Annotated in this window: 20 protein-coding genes; 16 read left to right on the top strand and 4 right to left on the bottom strand. The window is 48.9% G+C overall.

What is annotated here, in order from left to right; genetic code table 11:
- Position 1 precedes the first annotated feature (1 nt).
- From CWB98_RS13015 to CWB98_RS13025, 3 genes are read left to right on the top strand one after another with little or no spacing between them, the layout of a single operon-like run.
- A complete protein-coding gene (locus CWB98_RS13015) occupies positions 2 to 1,528 on the top strand; it encodes an AMP-binding protein (protein ID WP_138545265.1) in 1,527 nt (508 codons plus the stop codon).
- Between the two features lie 8 nt (positions 1,529 to 1,536).
- A complete protein-coding gene (locus CWB98_RS13020; RefSeq protein ID WP_138545266.1) occupies positions 1,537 to 2,670 on the top strand; it encodes an aminotransferase class III-fold pyridoxal phosphate-dependent enzyme in 1,134 nt (377 codons plus the stop codon).
- Positions 2,670 to 4,013 (top strand): aspartate aminotransferase family protein, encoded by a 1,344-nt coding sequence (locus CWB98_RS13025; RefSeq protein ID WP_138545267.1) that lies wholly within the window; start codon positions 2,670 to 2,672, stop codon positions 4,011 to 4,013. The genes CWB98_RS13020 and CWB98_RS13025 overlap by 1 nt, the downstream gene beginning before the upstream one ends.
- A gap of 94 nt (positions 4,014 to 4,107) precedes the next feature.
- Here CWB98_RS13025 and CWB98_RS13030 read toward each other — a convergent pair whose 3' ends face one another.
- The gene (locus tag CWB98_RS13030; RefSeq protein WP_138545268.1) at positions 4,108 to 4,818 is read right to left on the bottom strand and encodes a hypothetical protein; all 711 of its coding nucleotides are present in this window, start codon (positions 4,816 to 4,818) and stop codon (positions 4,108 to 4,110) included.
- 273 nt (positions 4,819 to 5,091) lie between these two features.
- Between CWB98_RS13030 and CWB98_RS13035 the strand changes: the two genes are divergently transcribed.
- From CWB98_RS13035 to CWB98_RS13070, 8 genes are all read left to right on the top strand, one after another.
- Complete coding sequence (locus tag CWB98_RS13035) at positions 5,092 to 5,856, top strand: AfsA-related hotdog domain-containing protein (protein WP_171045647.1); 765 nt, start codon at positions 5,092 to 5,094, stop codon at positions 5,854 to 5,856.
- Positions 5,843 to 6,568 (top strand): HAD family hydrolase, encoded by a 726-nt coding sequence (locus CWB98_RS13040; protein WP_249364678.1) that lies wholly within the window; start codon positions 5,843 to 5,845, stop codon positions 6,566 to 6,568. The genes CWB98_RS13035 and CWB98_RS13040 overlap by 14 nt, the downstream gene beginning before the upstream one ends.
- Positions 6,569 to 6,705: 137 nt before the next feature.
- The gene (locus CWB98_RS13045) at positions 6,706 to 7,704 is read left to right on the top strand and encodes an aldo/keto reductase (protein ID WP_054014836.1); all 999 of its coding nucleotides are present in this window, start codon (positions 6,706 to 6,708) and stop codon (positions 7,702 to 7,704) included.
- A gap of 53 nt (positions 7,705 to 7,757) precedes the next feature.
- Positions 7,758 to 9,221 carry an FAD-dependent oxidoreductase gene (locus CWB98_RS13050; protein ID WP_138545271.1) on the top strand — a complete coding sequence of 488 codons (1,464 nt, stop codon included), beginning with the start codon at positions 7,758 to 7,760 and terminating at the stop codon, positions 9,219 to 9,221.
- Positions 9,222 to 9,223: 2 nt separating this feature from the next.
- Positions 9,224 to 10,474, top strand: coding sequence for a condensation domain-containing protein (locus tag CWB98_RS13055; protein WP_138545272.1), 1,251 nt, complete (start codon positions 9,224 to 9,226; stop codon positions 10,472 to 10,474).
- Positions 10,461 to 12,269, top strand: a complete 1,809-nt coding sequence (locus CWB98_RS13060; protein WP_138545273.1) for an alpha/beta fold hydrolase — start codon at positions 10,461 to 10,463, stop codon at positions 12,267 to 12,269. The genes CWB98_RS13055 and CWB98_RS13060 overlap by 14 nt, the downstream gene beginning before the upstream one ends.
- Entirely contained in the window at positions 12,263 to 13,156 is an 894-nt protein-coding gene (locus CWB98_RS13065; protein ID WP_138545274.1) for an EamA family transporter, read from the top strand. The genes CWB98_RS13060 and CWB98_RS13065 overlap by 7 nt, the downstream gene beginning before the upstream one ends.
- A 65-nt stretch (positions 13,157 to 13,221) precedes the next feature.
- On the top strand, positions 13,222 to 14,526 hold the full coding sequence (locus CWB98_RS13070; protein ID WP_138545275.1) for a hypothetical protein: 1,305 nt from the start codon (positions 13,222 to 13,224) through the stop codon (positions 14,524 to 14,526).
- Between the two features lie 333 nt (positions 14,527 to 14,859).
- On the opposite strand, the gene CWB98_RS13075 is transcribed toward CWB98_RS13070, so the two are convergent.
- The gene (locus CWB98_RS13075) at positions 14,860 to 15,594 is read right to left on the bottom strand and encodes a helix-turn-helix transcriptional regulator (RefSeq protein WP_138545276.1); all 735 of its coding nucleotides are present in this window, start codon (positions 15,592 to 15,594) and stop codon (positions 14,860 to 14,862) included.
- A 150-nt stretch (positions 15,595 to 15,744) separates the two neighbouring features.
- The gene (locus CWB98_RS13080) at positions 15,745 to 16,392 is read right to left on the bottom strand and encodes an acyl-homoserine-lactone synthase (RefSeq protein WP_138545277.1); all 648 of its coding nucleotides are present in this window, start codon (positions 16,390 to 16,392) and stop codon (positions 15,745 to 15,747) included.
- Positions 16,393 to 16,657: 265 nt separating this feature from the next.
- Between CWB98_RS13080 and CWB98_RS13085 the strand changes: the two genes are divergently transcribed.
- From CWB98_RS13085 to CWB98_RS13105, 5 genes are all read left to right on the top strand, one after another.
- Positions 16,658 to 17,344, top strand: coding sequence for a thermostable hemolysin (locus tag CWB98_RS13085; protein WP_138545278.1), 687 nt, complete (start codon positions 16,658 to 16,660; stop codon positions 17,342 to 17,344).
- A 125-nt stretch (positions 17,345 to 17,469) separates the two neighbouring features.
- Positions 17,470 to 18,405 carry an NADP-dependent oxidoreductase gene (locus CWB98_RS13090; protein WP_138545279.1) on the top strand — a complete coding sequence of 312 codons (936 nt, stop codon included), beginning with the start codon at positions 17,470 to 17,472 and terminating at the stop codon, positions 18,403 to 18,405.
- 103 nt (positions 18,406 to 18,508) lie between these two features.
- Positions 18,509 to 19,474, top strand: a complete 966-nt coding sequence (locus CWB98_RS13095) for a hypothetical protein (protein WP_138545280.1) — start codon at positions 18,509 to 18,511, stop codon at positions 19,472 to 19,474.
- Between the two features lie 13 nt (positions 19,475 to 19,487).
- Complete coding sequence (locus tag CWB98_RS13100) at positions 19,488 to 20,882, top strand: amidase (RefSeq protein ID WP_138545281.1); 1,395 nt, start codon at positions 19,488 to 19,490, stop codon at positions 20,880 to 20,882.
- A gap of 15 nt (positions 20,883 to 20,897) precedes the next feature.
- On the top strand, positions 20,898 to 21,800 hold the full coding sequence (locus tag CWB98_RS13105; RefSeq protein ID WP_138545282.1) for a DMT family transporter: 903 nt from the start codon (positions 20,898 to 20,900) through the stop codon (positions 21,798 to 21,800).
- Positions 21,801 to 21,859: 59 nt separating this feature from the next.
- On the opposite strand, the gene CWB98_RS13110 is transcribed toward CWB98_RS13105, so the two are convergent.
- The gene (locus tag CWB98_RS13110; RefSeq protein ID WP_138545283.1) at positions 21,860 to 22,780 is read right to left on the bottom strand and encodes a manganese-dependent inorganic pyrophosphatase; all 921 of its coding nucleotides are present in this window, start codon (positions 22,778 to 22,780) and stop codon (positions 21,860 to 21,862) included.
- Positions 22,781 to 22,852 lie beyond the last annotated feature (72 nt).

Here is a 22,852-nt window from a genome sequence, read left to right on the forward strand (position 1 = left end):
CATGAAACAGGCTAAATTAACCGAGATTGTCGGACAATTTCTTCAAAATACAGAGGCGCAGCAGGTTGTTGTTAAGCAATGTGGCAGTGCACAGCAGCTGACGATGCAGGATTTTCGTCATGCACTGGCTCAGCTCAATACCAGACTAACTGCACAAGTGGCAGACATCGATCAGCATCTTGTCGCGATAGCCATAGATCCGAGTGCGAACTGGATTTTGCTGGATACCCACTGCATTGTGAGCAAAACAATCAGTGTTCCAATTCCAACTGAGTTCAGTGACGAGCAAATTGCGCATTTGCTTGAGCCGGTTGGCTACTGTTTTGTGGATGATTTTCAGGTGGCAAAACGGATCATGGCCGCAGCCCCTCAGGTTGGTGTGATCTTTTCAGATGGCACCCTGATCAAAGCCACTGAAAAAGCGCCTAATGCAGAGTTACTATCCCAGCTGCAACAGCAGGACGTGATTAAAATCATTCATACCTCGGGCACAACGTCAGCGCCAAAAGGCGTGCTGATCCGTGATGCCGGACTGGGTGGTCTGATAGACACGCTGGCGCAGGTTTATCAACATCTGGGTCCCTGGCATTACTATTCAATGGTGCCATTTTCGCTGCTGATTGAGCAGGTGCTGGCCATTTATCTGCCCTTTAGCAGCGGTGGTTCCTGCACTTTACTGCCGAGTGGTATCCGGCCTTTCAGTACCCAAAGCGGTATGGCGGGTGAATATCTGGAAAGTGTCCGTTATGCCGACTGCAATGTCCTTTACCTGCCCCCTAAGTTGCTTGAGGAGACTCTCAGCATATTACAGCGTGGTGAAATGAGTGTTGCGGATATCTTCGGTTCAAATCAGGTGCACGTTGTTACTGGTGGGGCAAAAGTGTCGGCACAGCTGCTGATTGACCTGCAAGCGTATGGACTGGAGGTCGATGAAGGCTATGGGCTGAGCGAAAACTCATCGGTGGTGGCGATTAACACTGGCGTCGGGAAAAAACTGGGCAGTGTTGGCAAGCTATTGCCCGGGCTTGAAGCGCGGATTGAAGAAGGTGAACTGCTTATCAAGAGTCCCAGTCTGTGCGCCGGCTACCTTAATCGCGATATCAGTGCGTGTGAGTTCAATGACGAAGGGTTTTTGCATACCGGTGATCTGGCTCACTTTGATGAACAGGGTTACCTCTATATTGAAGGTCGGATCAAGAATGTCATCATTTTATCCAGTGGCCGCAATGTCAGCCCTGAGTGGGTCGAGGCGACCTACAAAGAGCTGGATGATGTGGCTGATGTGGTGGTGTTCGGTGAAGCACAGGAAAGCATTTCAGGTGTGGTGTTTACGAACCAAGAAATGGACGAAGCACAGATCCAGACTGCCCTGGCACAGGTGGCCTCGAGACTGCCGTCCTATTGTCAGATCCAGCAAGTGCGGGTGCAGCATTTGAGTGAGTCACTCAGACGCCGCTACTTTACCGTAACCGGGCGTCCGATGCGGGACAAGATAGCCCAAGATTTCTTTGCCGATGTCGCGGCATAAAGGAGCAAATGATGACAGTAAAAACAACAAGCCGGACGCTGCAAAGCGCCTCTGGCGCCACTTTGACATTTGATGACGGTAGTACTGCAATTGACTTACGCAGTGGCGGTTTTGGTCATGGACAGCGCGAGATTGTCGCGGCGGTTAAGGCCCAGGTCGAGGCCATGCCATTATCAAACCGAGTAATGATCACGCCAGTATTGGCTAGTCTGGTGGACAAAATTGCACAGCTGGTGCCAGGCGAGCTGTCTGTCAGCTACATCTGTAACTCTGGGGAAGAGTCCTTTGATGGTGCGCTGAAGCTGGCCCGGGGTGCGAACCCGGATCGCGATCAGGTGGTGGTGGTATCCGGAAGCCATTTAGGTTGCCTGAGCTATGGCCAGTATTTCTCGCAATCAGGCGTGTCGCTGGATTATCTGCCATTGCGTCCTGTCTTTGTCGAAGCCAATGACAGTAAGGCGTTAGCCAGCGCCATTACTGCGCAAACGCTGGCTGTGGTCTATGAGCCGGTATTGACGCAACAGCAGCTGTTGCCGCTGAGCGAAGAATTCCTGACGACCATGCGCACCCTGTCCAAGAGTACAGGTGCCACCATGATTGCCTATGAAGTGAATACGGGCATGGGTCGTTGCGGTCGCAATTTTGCGACTGAACTGACCTCAGTGGTACCCGATGTGATGGTCATTGGTGGTGCTCTGAATGCAGGGTGTGTGCCGGTGGGTGGATATGTCACACACAAGGCACTGAATGATTTGGTCTACGGCAAGCAAAACCCATCGCTGCATGGCAGCACGACTGGCGGGAACCCGGCCAGTTGTGTGGCGGCATTACAGGCACTACTTGCGTTGGAGTCTCAGGGGATTGCGAACAGGCAAACTCAGGTTGGTGCGCAATTGGTGAGCAGCATAGGCGGACAGGCAAACTGTAAGCAGGCGGGGAGCCTGGTGCATGTTACGCTGAAAAATGCTGCACAAGCGGATGCGATGAAGCAAGCGCTCAGTGAAGCCGGGTTACTGGTTGCTACACGGGGGCAAGAACTACATCTGACTCCGCCTTTGATGATCAGCGACAGTGAACTAGCACAGGCCTGCACCACATTAAGTAAACTCATCAAGCAAATTAACGTCAAGGAGGCAGCATAATGGATCTGCAACAAACAGTAGAGACTTTAGATCAACACTGGAACCCGACAGCTGCAAGCCTGTATCGAGTGAGCCGTCGTACTATGGAACAAACCGCGCACAATACAGTGATCCGCGATCATCTTGGGAATGAGTTCCTCGACTTTGCCTGTAGTTACGGTGTATTCATCGTCGGTCATACCCAGCCTGAAATCCAGGCTGCGGTGACAGCGCAACTGGAGCAAGTATCCATTGGTGCCGTCGGGGTGGAAGACCAGCAAACACAGCGTTTGTCACAGCGTCTGGCAGAGATGCTGCCGGGCGACCTGAATCGTAGCTATTACTGTAATTCGGGTGCCGAGGCCAGTGAATTGTCTATGCGTGCGGTGATCACCGCTCATCCGAGCAGCGATCGGATCGTGGTAGCCCGTAATAGTTACCATGGCAAAACTTTGGGAGCGCTTAATATCCTTGGCCAGCGTGGTCATCGATTGCCATTTGGTAAGCTGGCAGATAACGTCGTATATGTTGATTTTGGCAACATTGCACAAATGCGTGAAGCCATTGCGGGAGGCGCCGCAGCCGTTTTCATTGAACCCATTCTGGGGGGGCCTTACCTGCAGGTGCCTCAGCTCGGTTATCTGAAACAAGTGGAAAGCCTGTGCCGGGAGTATGGCACTTACCTGGTTGCTGATGAGATCCAGACCGCGTTTGGCCGTTGCGGCAAAATGTTTGGGATTGACTATGACCAAGTGGAGCCGGATATTGTGATCCTGTCTAAAGGTTTGACCGGTGGACATGCAGCGATTGCCGTTGCGGTTTTCTCCGAGCGTCTGGACAGGCGACTACGCAATGACATTCAAGTGGATGAAGCTTTCTTCGCGACTGCCGGGGGCCACCCCTATAGTAGCAGTGCCGCTCTGGCAGCACTGGATTTTATCGAGCAGAAGCAATTGGTGGCGCGAGCGCAAAAGCAGGGTGAATATCTGCTTAGCGAGATGCGCCGGGTCGCTGCTAAATATCCTGAACTGGTATTAGATGTGCCCGGGGTTGGTCTGATGACTGGGTTAAAGTGCGCCAGTCCGGCGGTTGAAACGGCGATTACTATGATGATGGGACGTCACAACATTCATTTGGGTCACTCCATGAATGAAAAGGCAACGCATCCTGTGCTGAGGTTTTACCCGCCACTGACCGTGTCTCATGATGAGATCACCCGTTGCATCACAGCGTTGGAAGGGGTGCTTGCGACCTTAGGTAAACGTCCAAAACTATTTCTGAAGCTGATGAATGCGCTGATCAAACGTCAGTTCACCATGCCCAGAAAGTGGTTATATAAAATTACCGGTGTCAAAGCGGCGTAATCGAACAATAAAAAGACTGGCGCGAGGCCAGTCTTTTGGGCTTGGGACCACATTGGAGATGGAAGTTCACCCGCGATGACGCGGATGCACCCAATTAGTTGATCGGATAGTTAGGGAATGGATTTTGGTAACTGATATCCGGGCGTTGCTCAGTGAAAATGGAGCGCACTTTTAGCAAATCAATCTTCCACTCGCCCGGTTTAGTGGCAATCACGCCTAAGGTGTTATTGCTGACGAACAGCTGCGGCCCTAGCAGTGGTTCAAACGGCAGCTCAACATCTGTGGACTGTACAATTTCCTGATGAACCAGCACATTAAAGTTCAACTCCATTCTGCCAGTACCTGGGCGGTTACCTTCTTCATAATGGCTGATATAGAAAGAAGTCGGCGAAAAAGACGCATTTTGTCTTAGTTGTGCCAGGCCTTCTGTTGCGATCTGTATGGTGGAATCAATCCCGGTGGACAGACTGCCATTGAGATCCAGCTCAATCGCCGGGCTGACAATGTCATTAAAACAGGCTTTGACTTCATCAACCCGTACATAATCCTCCTTAAAGTTAGAGGCTTCCGGAATACACAGGAAAAAACGTCGCACAATCTGACTGCCCTCAAAATATGCATGTTGTTTATTGAGGCTGCGTAAAAAGGTTTTATTTCTGAGAATTCGTTTAATGTTAAATGGCGGCGCATCTTGTGCTTGCTGGTAAGCCATCTCATTGTCCTGCCAGTCATCGTCCTGCGCCATTGCGTTGGTTGTACCAAAAGTCAGTGCGGTGGTTGCTACCAGAGTCAGAAATTTATTCATTGTCTTTGTTCCTTAGTGTGGAAGTTGAGTTCGTTATTGTTGGTTGTCAACGTGGTGTTGACTTGCTTACCAGTCTGACCCGGAACTTTATTTCAGACTATTTCAGGGTATTTCTTTGCTTATCGCGCCATTTCACGGTGTACCTGAAACAGCGTGTTGGGTTGTGAAATATATTTCATGGCGATTGTTGATTTTAATGGGAGACACCAAAGCGGCAGACAGCAACAACAATATTGCCGCGGGCTTAATAAACCAACATCAACGGAGATAATCATGAAAACAGTTAAGCAAACCCAAGTACTGGTCGGGAATAAGTTCACTAACTTTGCACAAAACCCGGGCGTTACCACTTATGAACAAGCACGCACTATGCTGGAAACAAATGATGAACAGCTCTCGACCACCCAGTTTGTATTAGGTCAGGGGATTTGTGCGGATGCTTACCAGACGCTACTTAATTTGGCAGAGGAAAAAGGCATGGCAGCAGCGTTTGCAACTCCTTCCTTTAATAAGCTGAATAAACAGGAAACCCATAAACATCAAAAACGCAACGGTATGTTAGGGGAACCGCAACAAATTGAAGACAATGTATACCGTCTGCCTATTTATATCGACGATGCCTGCGATGAAATGGGTGACCATGTCACCGGGCACCATATTCAGGGCATGGTGCTGACAGAATCTGCACGTCAGGCGTTTTTGGCTATTACCGAACGCTATTTCCTGGCCGATGCTGAAAAAAGTTACTTCGTGATTAACTCGCTGGATAGTGAATATCTGAGCTTTGCATTTCCACTGCCTCTGGAGCTGGAATATCGCATTTTGAGCTTCACCGACAAAGGGCGCGGCACTTTGTGCTTCGATGTAGAGATGACCTTATCGCAAAACGGTCAGGATTGTGCTCGTGTGAAGACCAAGTTCAGTACCTACCCTGAGAAATTCTTGTCACGCAAAGAAGGCAGCATGGCCAAGCAGGCAGTGGAACACCTGCAAACGGCATTGGCTGAGCAAGGAGCCGTCTGTGATGTGGCAGCCTAATGTTATCGCGCAGAGACCCTGCGCGTTCTTTGACGTCGATAACACGCTTATCGACCTGAAAAGTATGTTTTCATTCGCCGATTTTTTACAGGACAAAGCGCTTTTGGTTCCGGTTGAGCGGTTCGGGGCCTGGCGCGAGCGCTTGGATCGCTTATTTGCAGCGCAGCGTCCACGCAGTGAAATCAATCGCTTTTACTACACCTTGTTTGAGGGGGTTGAAGTCAGTGCGTTTGCTGATGCAGCACAACTGTGGTTTACCACTTTACCAGCGCCTGATGCCTACACTAAGTCGGCTCCGCTGGCTGCACTGAAGGCATTACAGCAAGCCGGATATAACATCATTTTGGTTTCCGGATCCGGGTATCACCTGCTGGCACCTTTTGCGGCAGTGTGGCAGGTCAGTGATGTGTTGTGCGCGCCTCAACAGCAAAAAAATGGACGCTATACAGGCGAGCTGGATGACCTGCCGAGCATAGGTCAGGGGAAGGCACATTTTATTGCGCAGTTTTTACGTCAGCACCAGATCTCTGCCGAAAACTGTCTGGCTTTTGGTGATGACCTCAGTGACTTTCCTATGTTAAGTGCTGTTAATAAAGGGTTTCTGGTAGATCCGCCAGCGCCAACCCTGGTCGCGAATCGGGACGCCGGGTATGAAGTATTCACCACAGTTTCTGATCAGAACTGTACGTTCAGGCAGTACGTCTGCCTCTAATTTTAATCAACAATAAACGCAACTGGATAACTACAGCAGGATAACCAGAAATAAGTGCCCCGTCGCGGGGAGGCTGTTTCTGGCATCCAGGTAATGTAATTGAACACAATTTAACTTAACTAAAATGGAAGAGAATTATGTCTAAACGACTAGCAAACAAACTGGTATCTCCAATTGGCTTGGGCTGCATGGGAATGAGTGAGTTCTACGGTGAGCGCAATGATGCGCAATCTCTGGAAACGCTGCACGCTGCACTGGATATGGGTTATAACCATTTCGATACAGCGGATATGTATGGTCAGGGTCACAACGAATCATTGCTGGGCCAGTTTGTCAGTGACATTGGTAGTAAGCGTGATGATATCGTCTTTGCCTCAAAATTTGGTATTCGCCGCGATCCAAACGACAAATACAACCTGATCATTGATAACAGCAAAGAATATGTCAAAGCAGCGTGCGAGGCGTCACTGAAGCGTATGAACCTCGAAGCGCTGGACATTTATTATATGCACCGTCGTGACCCGAATGTGCCTATCGAAGAGCCTATGGAAGCGCTGGCTGAGCTGGTTAAAGAGGGTAAGATCAAGGCCATCGGTCTGTCTGAAGTCTCTGCCGATACGCTGCGTCGTGCAAACCAGGTACACCAGGTTGAAGCACTGCAGAGCGAGTATTCACTGTGGAGCCGTGATATTGAAACTGAGATCCTGCCAGCCTGTATTGACTTGGGTGTGCAGTTTATCGCTTACAGCCCGCTGGGGCGTGGTTTCTTAACCGGGCAGATCAGTAAAGAACAAATCGAGCAGGCGGACGTGGCTTCAGATTTCCGCGCCAAACTCCCTCGCTTCCAGAAAGAAAATATCGACACTAACCTGGCGCTGGTCAATAAAGTGGAAGAGATCAGTCGCGAGCTGGGCTGCTCAACAGGCCAGGTTGCACTGGCATGGCTACTGAGCCGTCATGAAAACGTCCATGTTATCCCAGGCACCAAACGTGTGAAATATCTGCGCGACAATTTTGCGGCACAGAACGTCACCCTGTCTGACTCGATCATCACGTCTCTGGATGAGCTGTTTTCTCGCGATAATGTCGCGGGTGAGCGCTACCCGGAAGCGATTCTGGCAGGCACTAACCTGTAATCCAAAGTTCCGGCACCCAGGTTTGGGTGCCCCTCAACAAAAGAGTATGTGTAATGGTTAAGCAAGTCTTAATTGTAGGGGCCGGACCAACAGGTATGGTGCTGGCGCTACAACTCAAACGTTTAGGCGTTAATGCAACCGTGATTGATTCACGTGTGGCTGCCGGGTCCGGTTCTAAAGCGCTGAGTGTGAACCCGGCTTCGTTAGATATTCTGGATGATTTGGGCGTGACGGAGCAATTGCTTGCACGTGGCAAACAAAACCAGAGTGTAAACTTAATTTATGAAGGCCAGCGTTTGTTTAAGCTGGACTTTAAACAACTGAACAGTCGCTTTGCGTACTTTTTGATGTTGCCACAACCAGATACCGAAGCAGCATTGCAGGCGCGTATGGCCGAAATGGGCTGTATGGTGGCGCGTGGCACGGCGCTGGTCGATTTGCAGCAGCAGGGTGATCAGGTACAGGTGACGCTGTCCCGAGATGGCCAGGAATATAAAGAGACCTATGATTATGTGGTTGGTTGTGATGGCGCGCGCAGTCGTACCCGGGAGTTACTCAAATTACCCTTCAGTGGGTACGATTATGATATGCATTTTGTTCTGGCGGATGTGAAGGTGCGCTGGAACCGTGACACCAGTCAGAGCTATTACATGGTCAGCGAAGATGGGTTCTTTATTTTGCTGCCACTGACCGAGGGCTATCACCGAATTGTTATTAAGGTTTCCGGGGCGTTTGACCCTAAGCAGACCATCGACTTTGACCTGATCCAGGCCTATTTACAGCGCCTTGATCCTGATCTGGAGATTTTCGAACCCAGCTGGATTTCCTCAGCCCCCTTTTATAATCGCGAAACCAGCCAGTTCAGACGTGGCAATGTGTTTATCTGCGGTGATGCCTGTCACTTATTTAGCCCGATCGGTGGCTTTGGTATGAATACAGGCATTGGTGATGCGTATAACCTGGCCTGGAAGCTGGCTCAGGTAGCTAAAGACGAAGCCCCTGAGGTGCTGTTAGATAGCTATGACACAGAGCGCCGCCAGAACGCCAAATCGTTACTGCGCCTGACTGATAAAAATACTTCCCTGATCGCGCGCCTGGACCGGCATTCGGCAGATGATGAAGCCTTATTTACACCCAAACAGAAAAACCGCCCCTTTATTCGCCAATTTGTTCAGGCGGCGGCAGGCTATCAGCTCGATTATGCTGCCGCTGAGTCAGCCAAAGGCGTAGGCCGTATTTATTTACCCCTGGATCTGCAAGGCTATCGGCACCAGGGAACGGGATACACCTTGTTCGTCAGTGATGGCGCATGTGCGGAGCGTTTGGCTCAACAAGTGGCGTATTCAGGTGAACAGGCTCGGATCCAGGTATGCCAACGAGAAACGGTGGCACACCAATTTGATCCTGGGGCCGAGTGTGTGCTGGTCCGTCCCGATAAGATCATTGCCTTCAGTGGCAATGAATTACAGTGCAGCCGTTTTCTTAACGACACACTGTTACTGGCTGAGAGTGCCTGAACATGAATGAAATAAGATCACTTGGCACTTTGGAGCGCAAAATGGCAGCCCTGCACGATGTGCAGGGGAATGCCCAGACCACGTCCTTACTGACACTTGGACAACAGCTCGACGAGACACGGTTGGCTAAAGCGATGGCACGCTGGTTACAGCTGAATCCCGCACTGATGCTGACACTGAATAATCAGCAGGATGCTTTTACAGAGATGCCTGCAACTGGCCTGCTGCACGAGCCTGATGTGGCGGAAGTTGCACATGACAAGGCTCTGGAGTCGTTGATCCAGGCGGTGTTGAACACGCCATTACAGCCGCAGCGGCAGTTATGCTCTGTTCTGCTTATCCAGCAGCAGGATACGGCGATAAGCCACATTGCACTGACTTGCCACCATGCGCTGGTGGATGGCCACAGTCTGGCCTATCTGCTTGACCAGTTACTGCATTGTTATCACAACCTGACACACAGCGAGCGCAGTGCATTGGCACCGGCGATTGAATCTCAGCTGGAGCGGGCGCGAGGCAATGTAGCGCCCCTGCCAGCTCATATGGGTTGGCCCGTTATCACCCAGGCAAAACCGGCTCAACGACACACCCGGTTTTGCCGACAAACCATTGAACGAGACGCATTGGTTGCACTGAAAGCGATTGCTAAACACAGTGGCAGTGCGCTCAATACGGTCCTGACCTACATTTTGGCGCAGGCCATTAAACAAGTGCACAGCACAGGCAAGTTACGCCTGTTAATGGCTATCTCACTCAGGCAGCGCACCGCAGTAAAAAGCGCGGCTTCTGCACTTGGGTGTTTGATTGCCGTCAGTGCTTTGGATATGCCTGGCAGCGCGAACTGGCCAACTTTTGCTCGTCAATTTGATCAGCAGTTAGCACAAACGATTGATGCTGAGCTTGGCTATGTGCCGCCAATGGATGAGCAATCTTTGCTCCGGTTACGCCAGAGTGTGGACAACCCGTCACGCTTTGGTTGTGATTTTGCCATGACAAACCATGGTGTGGTGCAGTTTGATACCGCCCGACACGGCGTTGTTGTTCGGGAGTATGCAAACTTTGCCAATCGCAATGCCGGAAACGTTGGTATTGCATGTCACCTGGCAACCTCTGGACACAGGTTGAACTGTGTCTTCACTTACTGTGAGCCTCTGATGTCAACGGCGATGGCACAGCAAATTAATGCGCTATTTAGTCGTCAGGTGAGCGCGTTTATTGAACAATATCAGGAGATTTATCATGAAGCGAGCTAGACTCACCACCTCTTTGGGCACCATCAGTTATCTGGAGTCGACCGGACGCGGCCCCACTTTGATATTTTTGCATGGAAACTCTTCGCAAGCGGCGGCGTTTGACGCTCAGATGAATTACTTCGGTGCGCATTTCCATTGTCTGGCTGTGGATTTTCTCGGCCATGGAGAATCGTCTGCTGCACATCAAAGTGATACCTACAGTTTTGCTGGGTGTGTGGCGCAATTACGTGCCTTCATCGATGCTTTACAGTTGGATGAATGTGTCATCATTGGCCACAGCCTGGGGGGGCACGTGGCACTGGATGCTTTGCCTCACTTACCTCAGATTAAAGGCGTCGTACTGGTAGGCGCCCCACCATTTTCAGCCGATACGGCCGCACAAGCGTTTAAAGAAGAGCCATCTCAGGGGCGCATTTTTCGCTCTGAATTGAGCGATGAGGATGTCGAACAGGTGTGTGGCCTGTTCGTCAATAAAGAGCAAGTTTCTTTGGCGCAGTGGCTGAACGTGTCGCACAGTGTTGAACTGACTCAGCCAGGTGTGCGCGAAGGGATCCTGGCTGGCCTGCAGAGCGGACCGCTATGTGATGAAATTGCGTTATTACAGCAAGCTCAGATCCCGTCACTGGCCATCACAGGTGCTGCAGATCCTTTTATTCACTGCGAGTATGTCACGGGCCTTGAGCAGCAAATAGCTCAGTTTCAGGCTCACACTTTTGCGGATTGTCATCATTGTCCGCATGTTGAGGATGCGCAGCAGTTTAACCGGGCACTGAGCGCTTTTCTGGAGCGATGCCTGAGTGATAAGGTCATGCGAATAAGCCGGTTAAACAGCGAGGATCAGACCTTACATCAGCAGGTTGTTGCGCGTCCTGTGGTGGCTGCCGGACAAGTGCTGGTGAAAGTGACCGGATGTGGTTTCTCGGAGCTGGATCAGCGCATTCTAGCTGGTGAATACCCCCAGCTGTTGTCGCAAAGTGCTCTGGTACCACTGAGTCAGTTTATCGGTGAAGTGGTGCATGTAGCAGATAGTCAGAGCCCGTTAAAAATAGGCGATCGGGTGTTTGGGTGTTTGCTGGCAGAAAGCCAGCGGCTGGGCGCGCTGGCGGATTTTGTTCTGGTGAGTGAACAGCATGTGATTAAAGCGCCATCGAAACTCGATGACAAGCTACTGGGTAACCTGATTTATCCTTACAGCAAAGCTTGGTTGATACGGCAAAAACTCAAACATGTTCAGCAGGGACGGGTTTTGCTGGTGGGCCGTGAGCGTTTGTCGACGACTTTGGTAGCAGATGCCTTACTCGAAGCTGGCTATCAGGTGTGTTTGTTAGCTGATAATAGACAGCAAAGGCAGACTCTTATCCATAGCCTTAACACAGGGGTTGAGGTAGTCACTACTGCGCAGCTGGAAGAAGATGCCTTACAGGGGGCGTTTACCACTGTGATAGAACTGGAGCCTGTGATTGATCCGCAGCTGCTGTTGCCACTGTGCTGTCATGACGGCGATTTCTTCACCTTTCATTATCACCGAGAGTTCCCGACCCGGGCACTCTATGGACGCGGGTTGAGCCTGCACAGCCTGGTACCGATTAACCTGTTAATGGAGCAGCTGCCGCGCTGTTCAGTGCAGGAGTTGCTGACGGATTGTCGTCGTGATATCACCCGGGTTGCAGCCATACTCAATAATGAGGCTGCCCATCAGGTCGAGCCTCAACGGGTGGGAAATGGTGACAGACTGAGTGTGGCTAGTGGTCAGGACTTTGTATTGTTTCAGCAAGTGAGTGCGCAGCCATGTTGAGGCGCACCAAAACCGCGCAGGCAAGTAATTTACTTGCCTACCTGTTGTGGGCGTCAGCCGCGATTTTTTTTCATCAGCTGACGCACATTGCCCTGTTTGAGTTACTGAGCCTGAGAATTGTCCTGGCGACGCTGATGTGTCTGGTGTTAGTGACTCTGATGGGGCAACAAAGTGCGTTGCTTGCATTGCTGCGTGCCCGGTTTAAGCTAATTGCCCTCAGTGCTCTGCTCATTGCCAGCAACTGGTTGCTGGTGATCAGCAGCATTAGCAGCGAGCAGCTCAACAGCGCCAGCCTGGGATATTATCTGGCACCGGTCCTGACTTTGCTGTTACTCAAGCTGGTTAATAGAGAAGGGTTGCAGCTCAAAGAATATGCGTGTCTGAGCTTGTGTCTGTGTGGTGTGCTGCTGTACATCAAGATGCAAGCTTATGCTGCGCTACCCTGGCAGGGGCTGATTATCGCCTTAACGTTTGCACTTTATGTGGTGCTCAGGCGGTACTTGCAGGAACCTGCGGTAGTGGTTCTGGCGGCGGAGCATGTGTGTGCAGCACTACCGGCATTATTATATCTGGCGTGGTCGCACTATACTGCGTCGGGCAGCGGTTTATCGCATCAGTTGCAGCAGGGCGACATAGTGAAGCTGTGCATACTGGGGGTGGTAACCACATTGCCTTTGTTACTTTATAACTTTTCTGTGAAACATCTCAGCAGCGCATTTGTGTCTCTGTCTCAGTACCTTAACCCGACACTGATGTTGTTGATTGCGGTGCTGCTTTTTAAAGAAGTGGTGATGGCAGGTCAGTGGCTGGGACTGGCATTTATCTGGGGCGGTATTGCGGTGTACTTTGTATTGGCTCAGCGTGCGCAGACGCAGCACGCTGTCTAGACAGTATTTAACTATGTAGTTCTGTTTACCGTCGAGATTATGAGGGATTAAAAGGAGAGCAACAAATGGGAAGCGTTCGAAAACAGGTGGAGAATTGGAACAGGCAGCTGTATCCAGTGACATTTCAGGGCTTTGTTGAACGTGTAGAGCAGCCGGTTGCGGCTGAACTGCTGGCTCTGAGTAAACAGGCGAAATTTGCAGACATAGTCTGGTCCGGGGCCGATGCCTGTATGGACGACGTCTGGGGCACGATGACAGTAGCACAGTTGCAACAGATGCTGGAGGACGGAGGCGAGGACTTACCCCGGTTATGTTATGTGCGTGTTGAACCTGAATTACTGGCAAGTAAAGTGCGGGTCGCTGATCTGATCGATACACTTGAATCGGCACTGACGCACAAAGTCTTTCGCTTCAGACTGGTATTGCAAGAGGCTTATCGCATTGGCAGCCAGGAGCTTAAAAAGGCGTTGCGGGTCTGCGACATGGTTGGTAGCGATCGGATCGCCTTTGAAGATTGCCTCGGCGGGTTTCGCCCTGCTGGGGTTGAGAATTTTATGCTGTGGCTGGCACCCAAAGCGCTGGCCTATGAGTTGAGTACGGAATTTATCTTTTATTCCTCAAATATTGACGCCCATGATAATGCACTGCGTGCAATAGAGCACGGTTGTAACTATTTGCAGGTGAGTGCACACTTTTTTAATCGAGATCGATGCGCTCTGGCGATTGGCTCCGTGCTGGAAAGCTATGGTGACTATCAGCGGTTCTTTGACCTGGCATTGCTCGAAAAATATATCTGTCTGCGTTTATTCGGTGGTGATGAGGCATTTGTAGAGCAAGAAGCGCTGCAAGTAACGCCTGCTCCCACAGCTGTAACTGCGAAAGTGCAAATGACGCCGGTGATACAAAATGACGAGCCAGTCTCACTGCGTTTTGAGGTTAGCGACAACGACTGGCATGTACGTTTGTTGCTCAAACGTGGTTCACAGAGCGTGGATCTGGGCGAGCGTGTACATCATTATATCCTGCTGTTAATGGTGCGAGAGTATCATGAGCAGGCAATGAAAGCCTGGGAAAAGGACGAGAAAGTCGACCCTTTGCTGACTGGGTGGGTTGAGCGGGAGCTATTACACCGTATGATTGGTGACAATGAAACTCAGTTCAATGTCAAACTGTGTCGTGCTAAAAAGCAGTTAAATGATGCTGCAAAAACTCTGGGTCTGGATGTATTTGAACCCTGCGCCCACAGGCAGGGTGCACTGCGGATTAACTTTGGCAATGTTGAAGTTCTCAAAGGGAATAGCTGTGAAATCCTCATAGAAAATTGGCAAATAGCGGAGCATGAACCCGATGAACAGGCAATGGCAGCTTAATATCTTGTCTATGGTGCGTTGTATTTCTGTCTCTGAGAGAATAAATACAAAGATGCAATGCGTATGTTAGTTGGTGAATGAAGTGTAAATAATGCACCATGATGGCTCACGATTAATTTCAATATTTGGTATGCACTATTTTTATAGTTACTGTTATAACATGTTGAATGTCGAATTGTTGTTGTAAATGGTATTTTTCTATTGTTGTCAATAAAAGCTAGTATTATTCTAACAATCATCTTGAAATAATATATCCACTTAAATGGGGTTGTTTTTAAGTGGATATATTATTTGTAACAAAATATATTTTGTTTCCTTTTAAGTTTTCTCTACCTAGATTATACCGAAGCTCATACCTTTTGCTATCGCCTGGGAGCGATTCACTACATTCAACTTAGTGAATATATTGGATAAATGAAACTTCACTGTACGCTCAGATATACTTAAGATAATAGCAATATCACCATTGTTCTTACCCTCTTTAGCCCATTGCAAGACTTCTAGTTCACGTTTGGACAGTTGCGGCATGCCAATTTTTCGTCGAGTGTTTTCACCATCGCGTGAAAAAAGCTCGTGAAAGTGCGGTGCGATATAAGACAAGATATGCGCATCTGCTTTATTGGTTATGGCCTCGGTAGAGATAGACAGTAAGGTAGAGCCACTGTGGTTGTTGACAACAATAGACAAGCCATGACTACCCACATATTTCTGGGACAAAAACTGAAAATCACTGGAGTATTGCTCCTTCGCAGGAGAGAACTGAAACGCACTTTGCCAGTCAACCACCTGGTTACTTTGAGAAAGCGCATTAAGAACGGGATCCTGTTGATAAAACTTACGCTGAAAATAGATATCCTGCCACTCGTTGCTCAAGTTGTAGGAAAATAGCTGAGAGGGACTCGTGAGTTGAAATTGATTTTGTACATCGATGGCTAAAATCGCAGTTTTGATGGGAATGAGTTTGTCTAGTTTATTAAATAAGTTGTTTACTGAAGTACTGTCATTTTCCGATTTTACACAGCTATCGACAAAATCCAGTGTTTGGATCAATTTATCCTTATCAATCATATTAAGCACACCATAGTTACGTTTTAATGAGAATATTTATTCTATGGTGAGTGCATGGTTAGTCAAGTGTTAATTTGTGAAGTTTTTGTCCCGGGTACAGCTTGGTTACTGGAACGGGTGGTAACCAAGCTCCGGCTTTTTATATTTATTTTATGCAGCTTGCAGGTAAGATATATTTTCTGCCGGCTCTGGTGTGGTATTTGTCAGATAAAACTGGTTACAGGCAGAAATAAACTGGCGTACATCAATTTTGGCTGCAACGGTTCTAACACCATCTGGCATGGTCACTGTTTTACCCAGTACCTCACATGGTAGGCCTTTACGTTTTAGTAATGACAAAATCTGTCTTGAAACAACGATATACCAGTACTGAATATTATTTTGCTGAGCATGTGCCAGTAATCCTTTTATCAATAAGTCACACACTGTAAAGGTGTCTTTTACCTTGGCATCACGAGAAATGATATCGACTGCAAGACGTGTTACTTCTGCGCTGTTTTTCTCAAACTGATAGTTTTTATCCTCAATCAGAAAGCTAAATGTGTCATTCAGCAGCCAGGGCGAGTGCTCAGGAGTGATACGCATGTAACCTTTCACAGTCTCTTCCTGATAGGCCATGACATGAGTGCTGGCAAAATCGTATTTATCGATTTCCATTTTACTTTGTTCTGTTTTTACCCAGCGGAGTTCTTCAGAGAAAACACTGTGTCTGAGTTTAAAGCAGTCGATAAGTTTGTTTGATGCACGTGTTACCAATACCTGCCAGTTGTTTTCGATGATTGAGATTGCCTTAGTCATGGTTTAGTTCCTTTTTAATTAAGCCGTTTCGCATTAGTACGTTTTTTGTTAAGCCGTGTTGCTTCAATACGACCCATTATAGGGAGCGCAAAAAATCGCATAACCGATCCAATGGGCAGCTGTACTGTTGGACAGTGAAAGGCCATGAAATATACAAGCTCTATATGTAATTGCATGAAATGAAAAGAAATATTGCGTTGTGTCTGTAATGGGGATTGGGCAGTACAGTGGACAGGTAATCACAAACTAGCATAAAGGAAATATCATGACTGCAATCGAAAACTGTACACAAACACTGTCCACAATTAATACCATAAATCCTGACTCATCCTGTTTTTCTATTCTTAAACAACTGGTCGCGAGTCACTATGAACTGGTTCATGAGGCCATCATTGAGCCTAAGGTCGACGAGTTCGTCTCACTGAAAAAGAGCGCCAATGGCTGTGAAGAGTATTTGGCAGCCTATGGGATCACCTACGCGGCGAACAAAGCTTTATTCTCGGAGCAATATATAGAAGGAGATAACATTGAAACCCATGTACTCGACACATTAGGTATAGAGCTGTCTCGTCAGGAAATTTGTGAAATTGGCGCATTTTCATCTTTTAAGGGACGGGGCGGCGCGCTCAAACTATTGGAGTCTTTACCTTATATCATGTGGTCAAAGGGTCAGAAATATACCTTAGTGACTGTCACCCCCATCGTTGAAAAAATGATTGGCCGACTGGGGTTCTATTTCCATGAAGTAGCGCGGGCCAGCGTTGAGATGTTACCGCCACAGCAGCAATCGACTTGGGGGCGTTATTATGAACATAACCCCAAAGTACTGTTAGTTGACCTGGCCGCCAGTTTGCAAAGTACCTTGCCCTTGTTATTTGGTAAATATCAGGTTGCTGAGTTGAGGTTGAATGAACATGGTAAGGTGCTGAATCATTTGGAAGTGGCTGCATGAAAGGTGCAGCCTGAATGCCACCAAATGGCTTATCTGAGCAAACCTGACTGCCTGGACAGGTGCACAAAAACAGCGTCGTATTAGCATATGACTGGTTGATTCATTACATTTAATCAGGAGCAAATATGACGAACATTACGACTATGAAGGCCCTCAGAATTCACGAATACGGTGGGCAGAGTAAACTGCTTGAAGAGCAGGTTGCACTGCCCAATGTTGCTGAGGACGACGTACTAATTGAAGTGGCTTATACCAGTGTTAATCCGGTTGACTGGAAAGTCCGCGAAGGCTGGTTAGCAGAAGAAGAGCTTCATCAGTTGCCTTTGATCCTGGGTTGGGACGTTGCAGGAACCGTGGCTAAAGTCGGTGAGAATGTAACGGGCTTTCAGGTTGGCGAGCCGGTCTATGCATTTGGCGATCTGACCAAGGACGGTGCTTACGCACAGTTTATTAGTGTGAATGCTGCTTTGGTTGCGAAAAAACCACAGAAGCTGGATTTTGCACAAGCTGCATCTGTCCCTCTGACTTCTTTGACCGCCTGGCAGGCGATCAATCAACTGGCTGATATCAATGCTGAGACATCGATCCTTATTCATGGCGCCAGCGGCGGTGTTGGCAGCTTCGCTGTGCAGTTTGCAAAGCGCCTGGGGGCCACCGTTACGGCAGTTGCATCAGCAAAAAATCATGACTACTTGCGTACCTTAGGTGCAGATCAAGTGGTTGACTACAACACACCGGACTATCTGCAATCATTGGGTCAGTTTGATGTGGTATTTGATATTGTCGACAACGATGTTGCGGGGATTTACGACACAGTCAAAGCAACAGGTAAATATATTTCAACACTCAAAACACACGAGTTACCAGCCCGATATGACTTTGCCCACGAGCGCGTACTGGTGATGCCAAACGGCGGCCAGCTTAGTGAGATTGGCGCATTAATTGACAACGGAGAAATCAAGCTTCCGGAAATTGTAGAAATGCCTTTTACAAGCATCGGCGAAGCCCATGCCTTATCAGAAACCGAGCATGTGCGCGGCAAGATTGTCATTAGCATCTAATTTTTCAGCTCAATGTTGCGGCCCATTTTGTCCAGGTAAATACCTGTAGACCTTGGAGCCGCAGATACGCTGTTAGCCCAATAGGATAAAAGGAACAAACACCATGAACAAATTGATCATCGGACTTTTGTGTGCCACCGGATTGTATATTGCACCTCAAACGCAAGCCCAGCAAAATGAACACGATAAACAAATTATTGCCAAACGCACTGTAAAAGGTCATCTAACCACAGGGGTAAATAACTACTGTGGTCGTAAATTATTCGAATTCCCAGCGGCTTACGATAGCCTTAATGACCTCTCTTTTCAGTTTGTTGGTGAATACGATCCAACGCCAGGCGCGCTGGACGCCAAACCATTGAGTGCAGAAAACTGTGAGGCAGATACTATTCTTGCTTCAACGACCGATCCTATTAATGTAGCCTGGTTGCAGAGTTTTCTGGATATGCCAGACGCCGATCCCAGACTTAAAAATCGTCCCATTATGGATAAGCCAACCTATGTCGACCTGATCGGTAATCATGGCTATATTGAACGTCGTTTACCAGAGCACTCGAACCCTGTACCGTTTTTTGACGGGCCGAAAGAAGAGATCACCTTAGGCTCATGGTCTAAAGCGCGTGGTCGCTACAAGTTTCAGTGTTATAACGATAATTCGGCGAAAACTGTGGCCAGATTCAAGCGTTTGTTTCCCAACTCAATGTACTCGATGCTGGCGGTCTGGGATCGGGCAGGAGAGTTAGTGGTACAGCCTTTTGGTGGCCTGCCGAATGTATTTATCACAGACAAACGTGGTAATGCGCGTTATGAAAAAGAAATTAACGGCTGTCCTTTACTGCCTACTGAGGATGGCAGCTCACTGTTGTATCTGATCATCAGTTATCACCCGAATGCGTCTATCACAGGTGCCTCTTCCTTTATAACCGCAGCACCTGCAACAGTTATTGACAAAGATGGCAGTGTGTTTGAAAGCACGCAACCACCTGGCATCGTGATCCACGATCAAATCATGTTCCCTATTAATGGTCTGGAGAAAATCCAATATGACCAACCACTAATAGCCAAGTAAGCCGGAGGTCTGAGTGGATATTGCAACTTTATCATTGCGCACTCAGGCTGACTTGATAGCGTCTGGTGCGCTATCAAGTGAAGCGCTGGTGCGTCATTATCTGGATATGATTTCAAAACATAATGGTGAAGTGAACGCCATTGTTCAGGTGGCCCGGGTTGAGGACCTGATTGCACAGGCACAAGCCGCGGACGAAAAGGTACGCAGCGGTGCACCACTGGGTCGTCTGCATGGTGTGCCCATGACAGTCAAAGACATGTGTAAGGTCGCCGGTTTCCCCTGCACCATGGGGACGGAGGGTCTGGCGGGATTTGTGGCCGAAGAAGATGCCACCATAGTGGCGCGGGTCAAAGCGCAAGGAGCCATTATTCTGGGCATTACTAATGTGCCTGAATTACTGATGGCGTTTGAGACGGATAACCTGGTCTATGGCCGAACCAATCATCCACTTGACTCGCAGTTATCACCCGGTGGCAGCAGTGGGGGGGAAGCCGCAGCCATAGCATCAGGATGTTCGCCAGCCGGACTCGGTTCAGACTCTATGGGCAGTGTTCGTGTACCAGCCAGCATGGTGGGTATTGCCGGATTAAAAGTCACACAAGGTCGTTTGCCACAAACCGGACGGGTGCCCATGGAAGGGGCCAGTCTGCACGTAAGATCGGCGTCTTATGGCCCTATGGGTCGTTATATTGACGACGTGGCTTTACTGTTGGAGATCATTGCCGGGCCAGATGGCATTGATCCGAACACCATGCCTGTACCCGTGCAGGATTACCAGCGCTGTGATATCTCGACGCTGGATGTGGCCTGGTATGAAAATAATGGCTGGTGCGAAGTTCAGCCGGAGATCGCGCAGGCATTGCGACGTGCTGTCGATACACTTGCCCCGTTTGTTGGCTCAGTGACCAATGACGCGCCGGCATGTCTGAATAAGGTTAAGTCGCTGGCTCTGGAGATGATTGCGTTTGGTGCTGATGGCGGGCAAAGCTGGTATCAGGGGGCGAAATTAATGGGGAGCAAAGCTTTGTCACCCCTGTTTGAGGCCTTTTTGGAGTCGGCATCGTCTTGTCAGCTGACGGTCACTGAATTGCGTGGCCGACTGCGTGAGTGGGATCAATACAATTTTGCCATGCAGGCCTTTAGCCAGCGTTATCCAATCACTTTGTGCCCGGTTAGTGCCACAACGGCACAAGCCCACGGACACTCAGTAGGCCAGATTGACAATTACACCTTTACCATGGCTTACAGCTTAAGTGGCCAACCAGTTGCAACTGTTTGTATTGGAAAAGATAATAACGGTTTGCCGATCGGGGTACAGGTGGTTGGGCAGTTATGGTGTGAGCATCAGGTGCTGGCAGTTGCATCGGTACTGGAACGTGCCTTTTCTCAATCAGATGCAGCCAATTAATAAAAGGAGTGTTTGATGAAATATATGATTATGTTAGTGGCGTGTGGTTTTCTATGGGGATCTCAGTATATTTTTAACGCCATTGCCCTTGAGAGCATGCCAGCTTTGTGGATCGCAGCATTGCGCTCTACCATTGGCGCACTGGTGCTGATTGTTGCTTGTTACTTTCTGGGCTTGAAGCGTGAGCCAGGTCACTGGCGATTACTGTTTGTGATTGGATTGCTAGAAGCCACCTTACCCTTCTTGCTGGTTGCCTGGGGTCAGCAAACGACGGCGGCGTCTCACGCTGCTGTCATCACAGGCATGAACCCGTTACTGACGATTTTGCTGGCGCCTTTGTTACTCAAGGACAGTGATTTTAGCGTCAAAGGCATCCTGTGCGGATTAATAGGCTTTGCCGGTTTGCTTTATCTGTTTTTACCTCAGCTTCAGGCGCAGTCAGCATCCCAGTTTGTCGGTGCCGCGGCCATCTTTATTGCAGCACTGAGTTTTGCGCTGAGCTTAATTCTGGTGAAAAAGCTTGAGCATTTGCATCCGGTTGTAGTTGCCCGTGACGTTATTGCACTCTCCGCATTGCAATTGCTACCGTTAGCGATGTTGTTTGCGGATCTTAATGTCACACAGATAAGTGTCGATGCGATGCTTGCCAGTGGTTATCTCGGCGTGTTCTGTGGTGGTGTAGTGTATATTCTGTTTATGCAATTGATCATGAGTAAAGGACCTGCATTTGCTTCGTTCAGCAATTACCTGGTACCAACAGTTGGAGTATTACTGTCTTATCTGGTGACGGATCAGGCATTTGACTCGCGGATCCTGGTGAGTCTGGCGATTATCATGTTTGCGATTTTTGTCTATCAGTATCAGGGCAAACGCAGCAGTGCGGCACAAGAGGCGCCGTCAGCGGTACATAACAGCTAGCAACAAAAAAGCCCTGATATGATCAGGGCTTAATTTAGGGTTACCGACAGTAATGCGGATTATGCAAACGCATCCTGTAGTGGCGGAACGACCTGCTTTTTACGGCTCAGTACGCCATCCAGCCATACCCGGCTATTTTCAGGGGTGACCTGGTAGGCTTTTTCTACAATGCTTTCGTCGTCAGATGCGATCAGCATTTGTGAGCCTTCTTTCATGATATCGGTCAGCAGCAGTAATACTGAGTGACGGCCACCTTCTTCTTTCAGCTTGGCAATGTCAGCTTCCAGGTCGGCTTTGATGTCATCAAATACAGACAGGTCAATCACTTCCAGCTGGCCTATACCAACCAGTTTGCCATTCATGTTGAAGTCTTTAAAGTCACGCATAACCAGATCGCGTGCCGGTGTACCTTCAACCGCTGATTTTACTTTGAACATATCCATGCCCAGTGCTTTAAAGTCTTCTACGCCTGCAATTTCAGCCAGCGCTTCAACACATTTAATGTCTGCTGTCGTACAAGTCGGTGACTTAAAGATCACGGTATCGCTCAGGATTGCACACATCATCAGGCCTGCGATATCTTGTGGGATCTCTACGCCGTAGAAGTCATACATCATTTTGATGATGGTGTTACTACAGCCAACCGGACGGATCCAGCACTCAAGCGGCGTTGAGGTCGTCAGGTCGCCCAGTTTATGGTGATCAACCACACCGACAACGGTTGCTTCATCGATGTCATCCGGGGCTTGAGTCTTTTCGGTATGGTCAACGATATAGACGTCTTCACCCGCATAACTCAGTTTTAGCTCCGGCGCTTCAAAGCCAAAGCGGTCCAGAATAAACTGAGTTTCAGGAGAGACATCGCCCAAACGTGTTGGGATTGCCTCTTCACCGATCTGGTTTTTCAGGTAAGCCAGTGCAATTGCACCACAAATTGAATCTGAGTCAGGGATCTTATGTCCCACTACATACATTGCCATTGACGGTTCTCCAAAAAAATTTGGAGCCATTCTAGCAAAAATTAACCACAAGAAAACAGCATAAGCGGGGCT

This window comes from Pseudoalteromonas rubra, from assembly GCF_005887115.1.
Lineage (GTDB): Bacteria > Pseudomonadota > Gammaproteobacteria > Enterobacterales > Alteromonadaceae > Pseudoalteromonas > Pseudoalteromonas rubra_F.

Coding starts and splice junctions, on each gene's coding strand:
- CWB98_RS13015 (WP_138545265.1), top strand. CDS start 2: ATGAAACAGGCTAAATTAACCGAGATTGTCGGACAATTTCTTCAAAAT.
- CWB98_RS13020 (WP_138545266.1), top strand. CDS start 1,537: ATGATGACAGTAAAAACAACAAGCCGGACGCTGCAAAGCGCCTCTGGC.
- CWB98_RS13025 (WP_138545267.1), top strand. CDS start 2,670: ATGGATCTGCAACAAACAGTAGAGACTTTAGATCAACACTGGAACCCG.
- CWB98_RS13030 (WP_138545268.1), bottom strand. CDS start 4,818: ATGAATAAATTTCTGACTCTGGTAGCAACCACCGCACTGACTTTTGGT.
- CWB98_RS13035 (WP_171045647.1), top strand. CDS start 5,092: ATGAAAACAGTTAAGCAAACCCAAGTACTGGTCGGGAATAAGTTCACT.
- CWB98_RS13040 (WP_249364678.1), top strand. CDS start 5,843: ATGTGGCAGCCTAATGTTATCGCGCAGAGACCCTGCGCGTTCTTTGAC.
- CWB98_RS13045 (WP_054014836.1), top strand. CDS start 6,706: ATGTCTAAACGACTAGCAAACAAACTGGTATCTCCAATTGGCTTGGGC.
- CWB98_RS13050 (WP_138545271.1), top strand. CDS start 7,758: ATGGTTAAGCAAGTCTTAATTGTAGGGGCCGGACCAACAGGTATGGTG.
- CWB98_RS13055 (WP_138545272.1), top strand. CDS start 9,224: ATGAATGAAATAAGATCACTTGGCACTTTGGAGCGCAAAATGGCAGCC.
- CWB98_RS13060 (WP_138545273.1), top strand. CDS start 10,461: ATGAAGCGAGCTAGACTCACCACCTCTTTGGGCACCATCAGTTATCTG.
- CWB98_RS13065 (WP_138545274.1), top strand. CDS start 12,263: ATGTTGAGGCGCACCAAAACCGCGCAGGCAAGTAATTTACTTGCCTAC.
- CWB98_RS13070 (WP_138545275.1), top strand. CDS start 13,222: ATGGGAAGCGTTCGAAAACAGGTGGAGAATTGGAACAGGCAGCTGTAT.
- CWB98_RS13075 (WP_138545276.1), bottom strand. CDS start 15,594: ATGATTGATAAGGATAAATTGATCCAAACACTGGATTTTGTCGATAGC.
- CWB98_RS13080 (WP_138545277.1), bottom strand. CDS start 16,392: ATGACTAAGGCAATCTCAATCATCGAAAACAACTGGCAGGTATTGGTA.
- CWB98_RS13085 (WP_138545278.1), top strand. CDS start 16,658: ATGACTGCAATCGAAAACTGTACACAAACACTGTCCACAATTAATACC.
- CWB98_RS13090 (WP_138545279.1), top strand. CDS start 17,470: ATGACGAACATTACGACTATGAAGGCCCTCAGAATTCACGAATACGGT.
- CWB98_RS13095 (WP_138545280.1), top strand. CDS start 18,509: ATGAACAAATTGATCATCGGACTTTTGTGTGCCACCGGATTGTATATT.
- CWB98_RS13105 (WP_138545282.1), top strand. CDS start 20,898: ATGAAATATATGATTATGTTAGTGGCGTGTGGTTTTCTATGGGGATCT.
- CWB98_RS13110 (WP_138545283.1), bottom strand. CDS start 22,780: ATGGCAATGTATGTAGTGGGACATAAGATCCCTGACTCAGATTCAATT.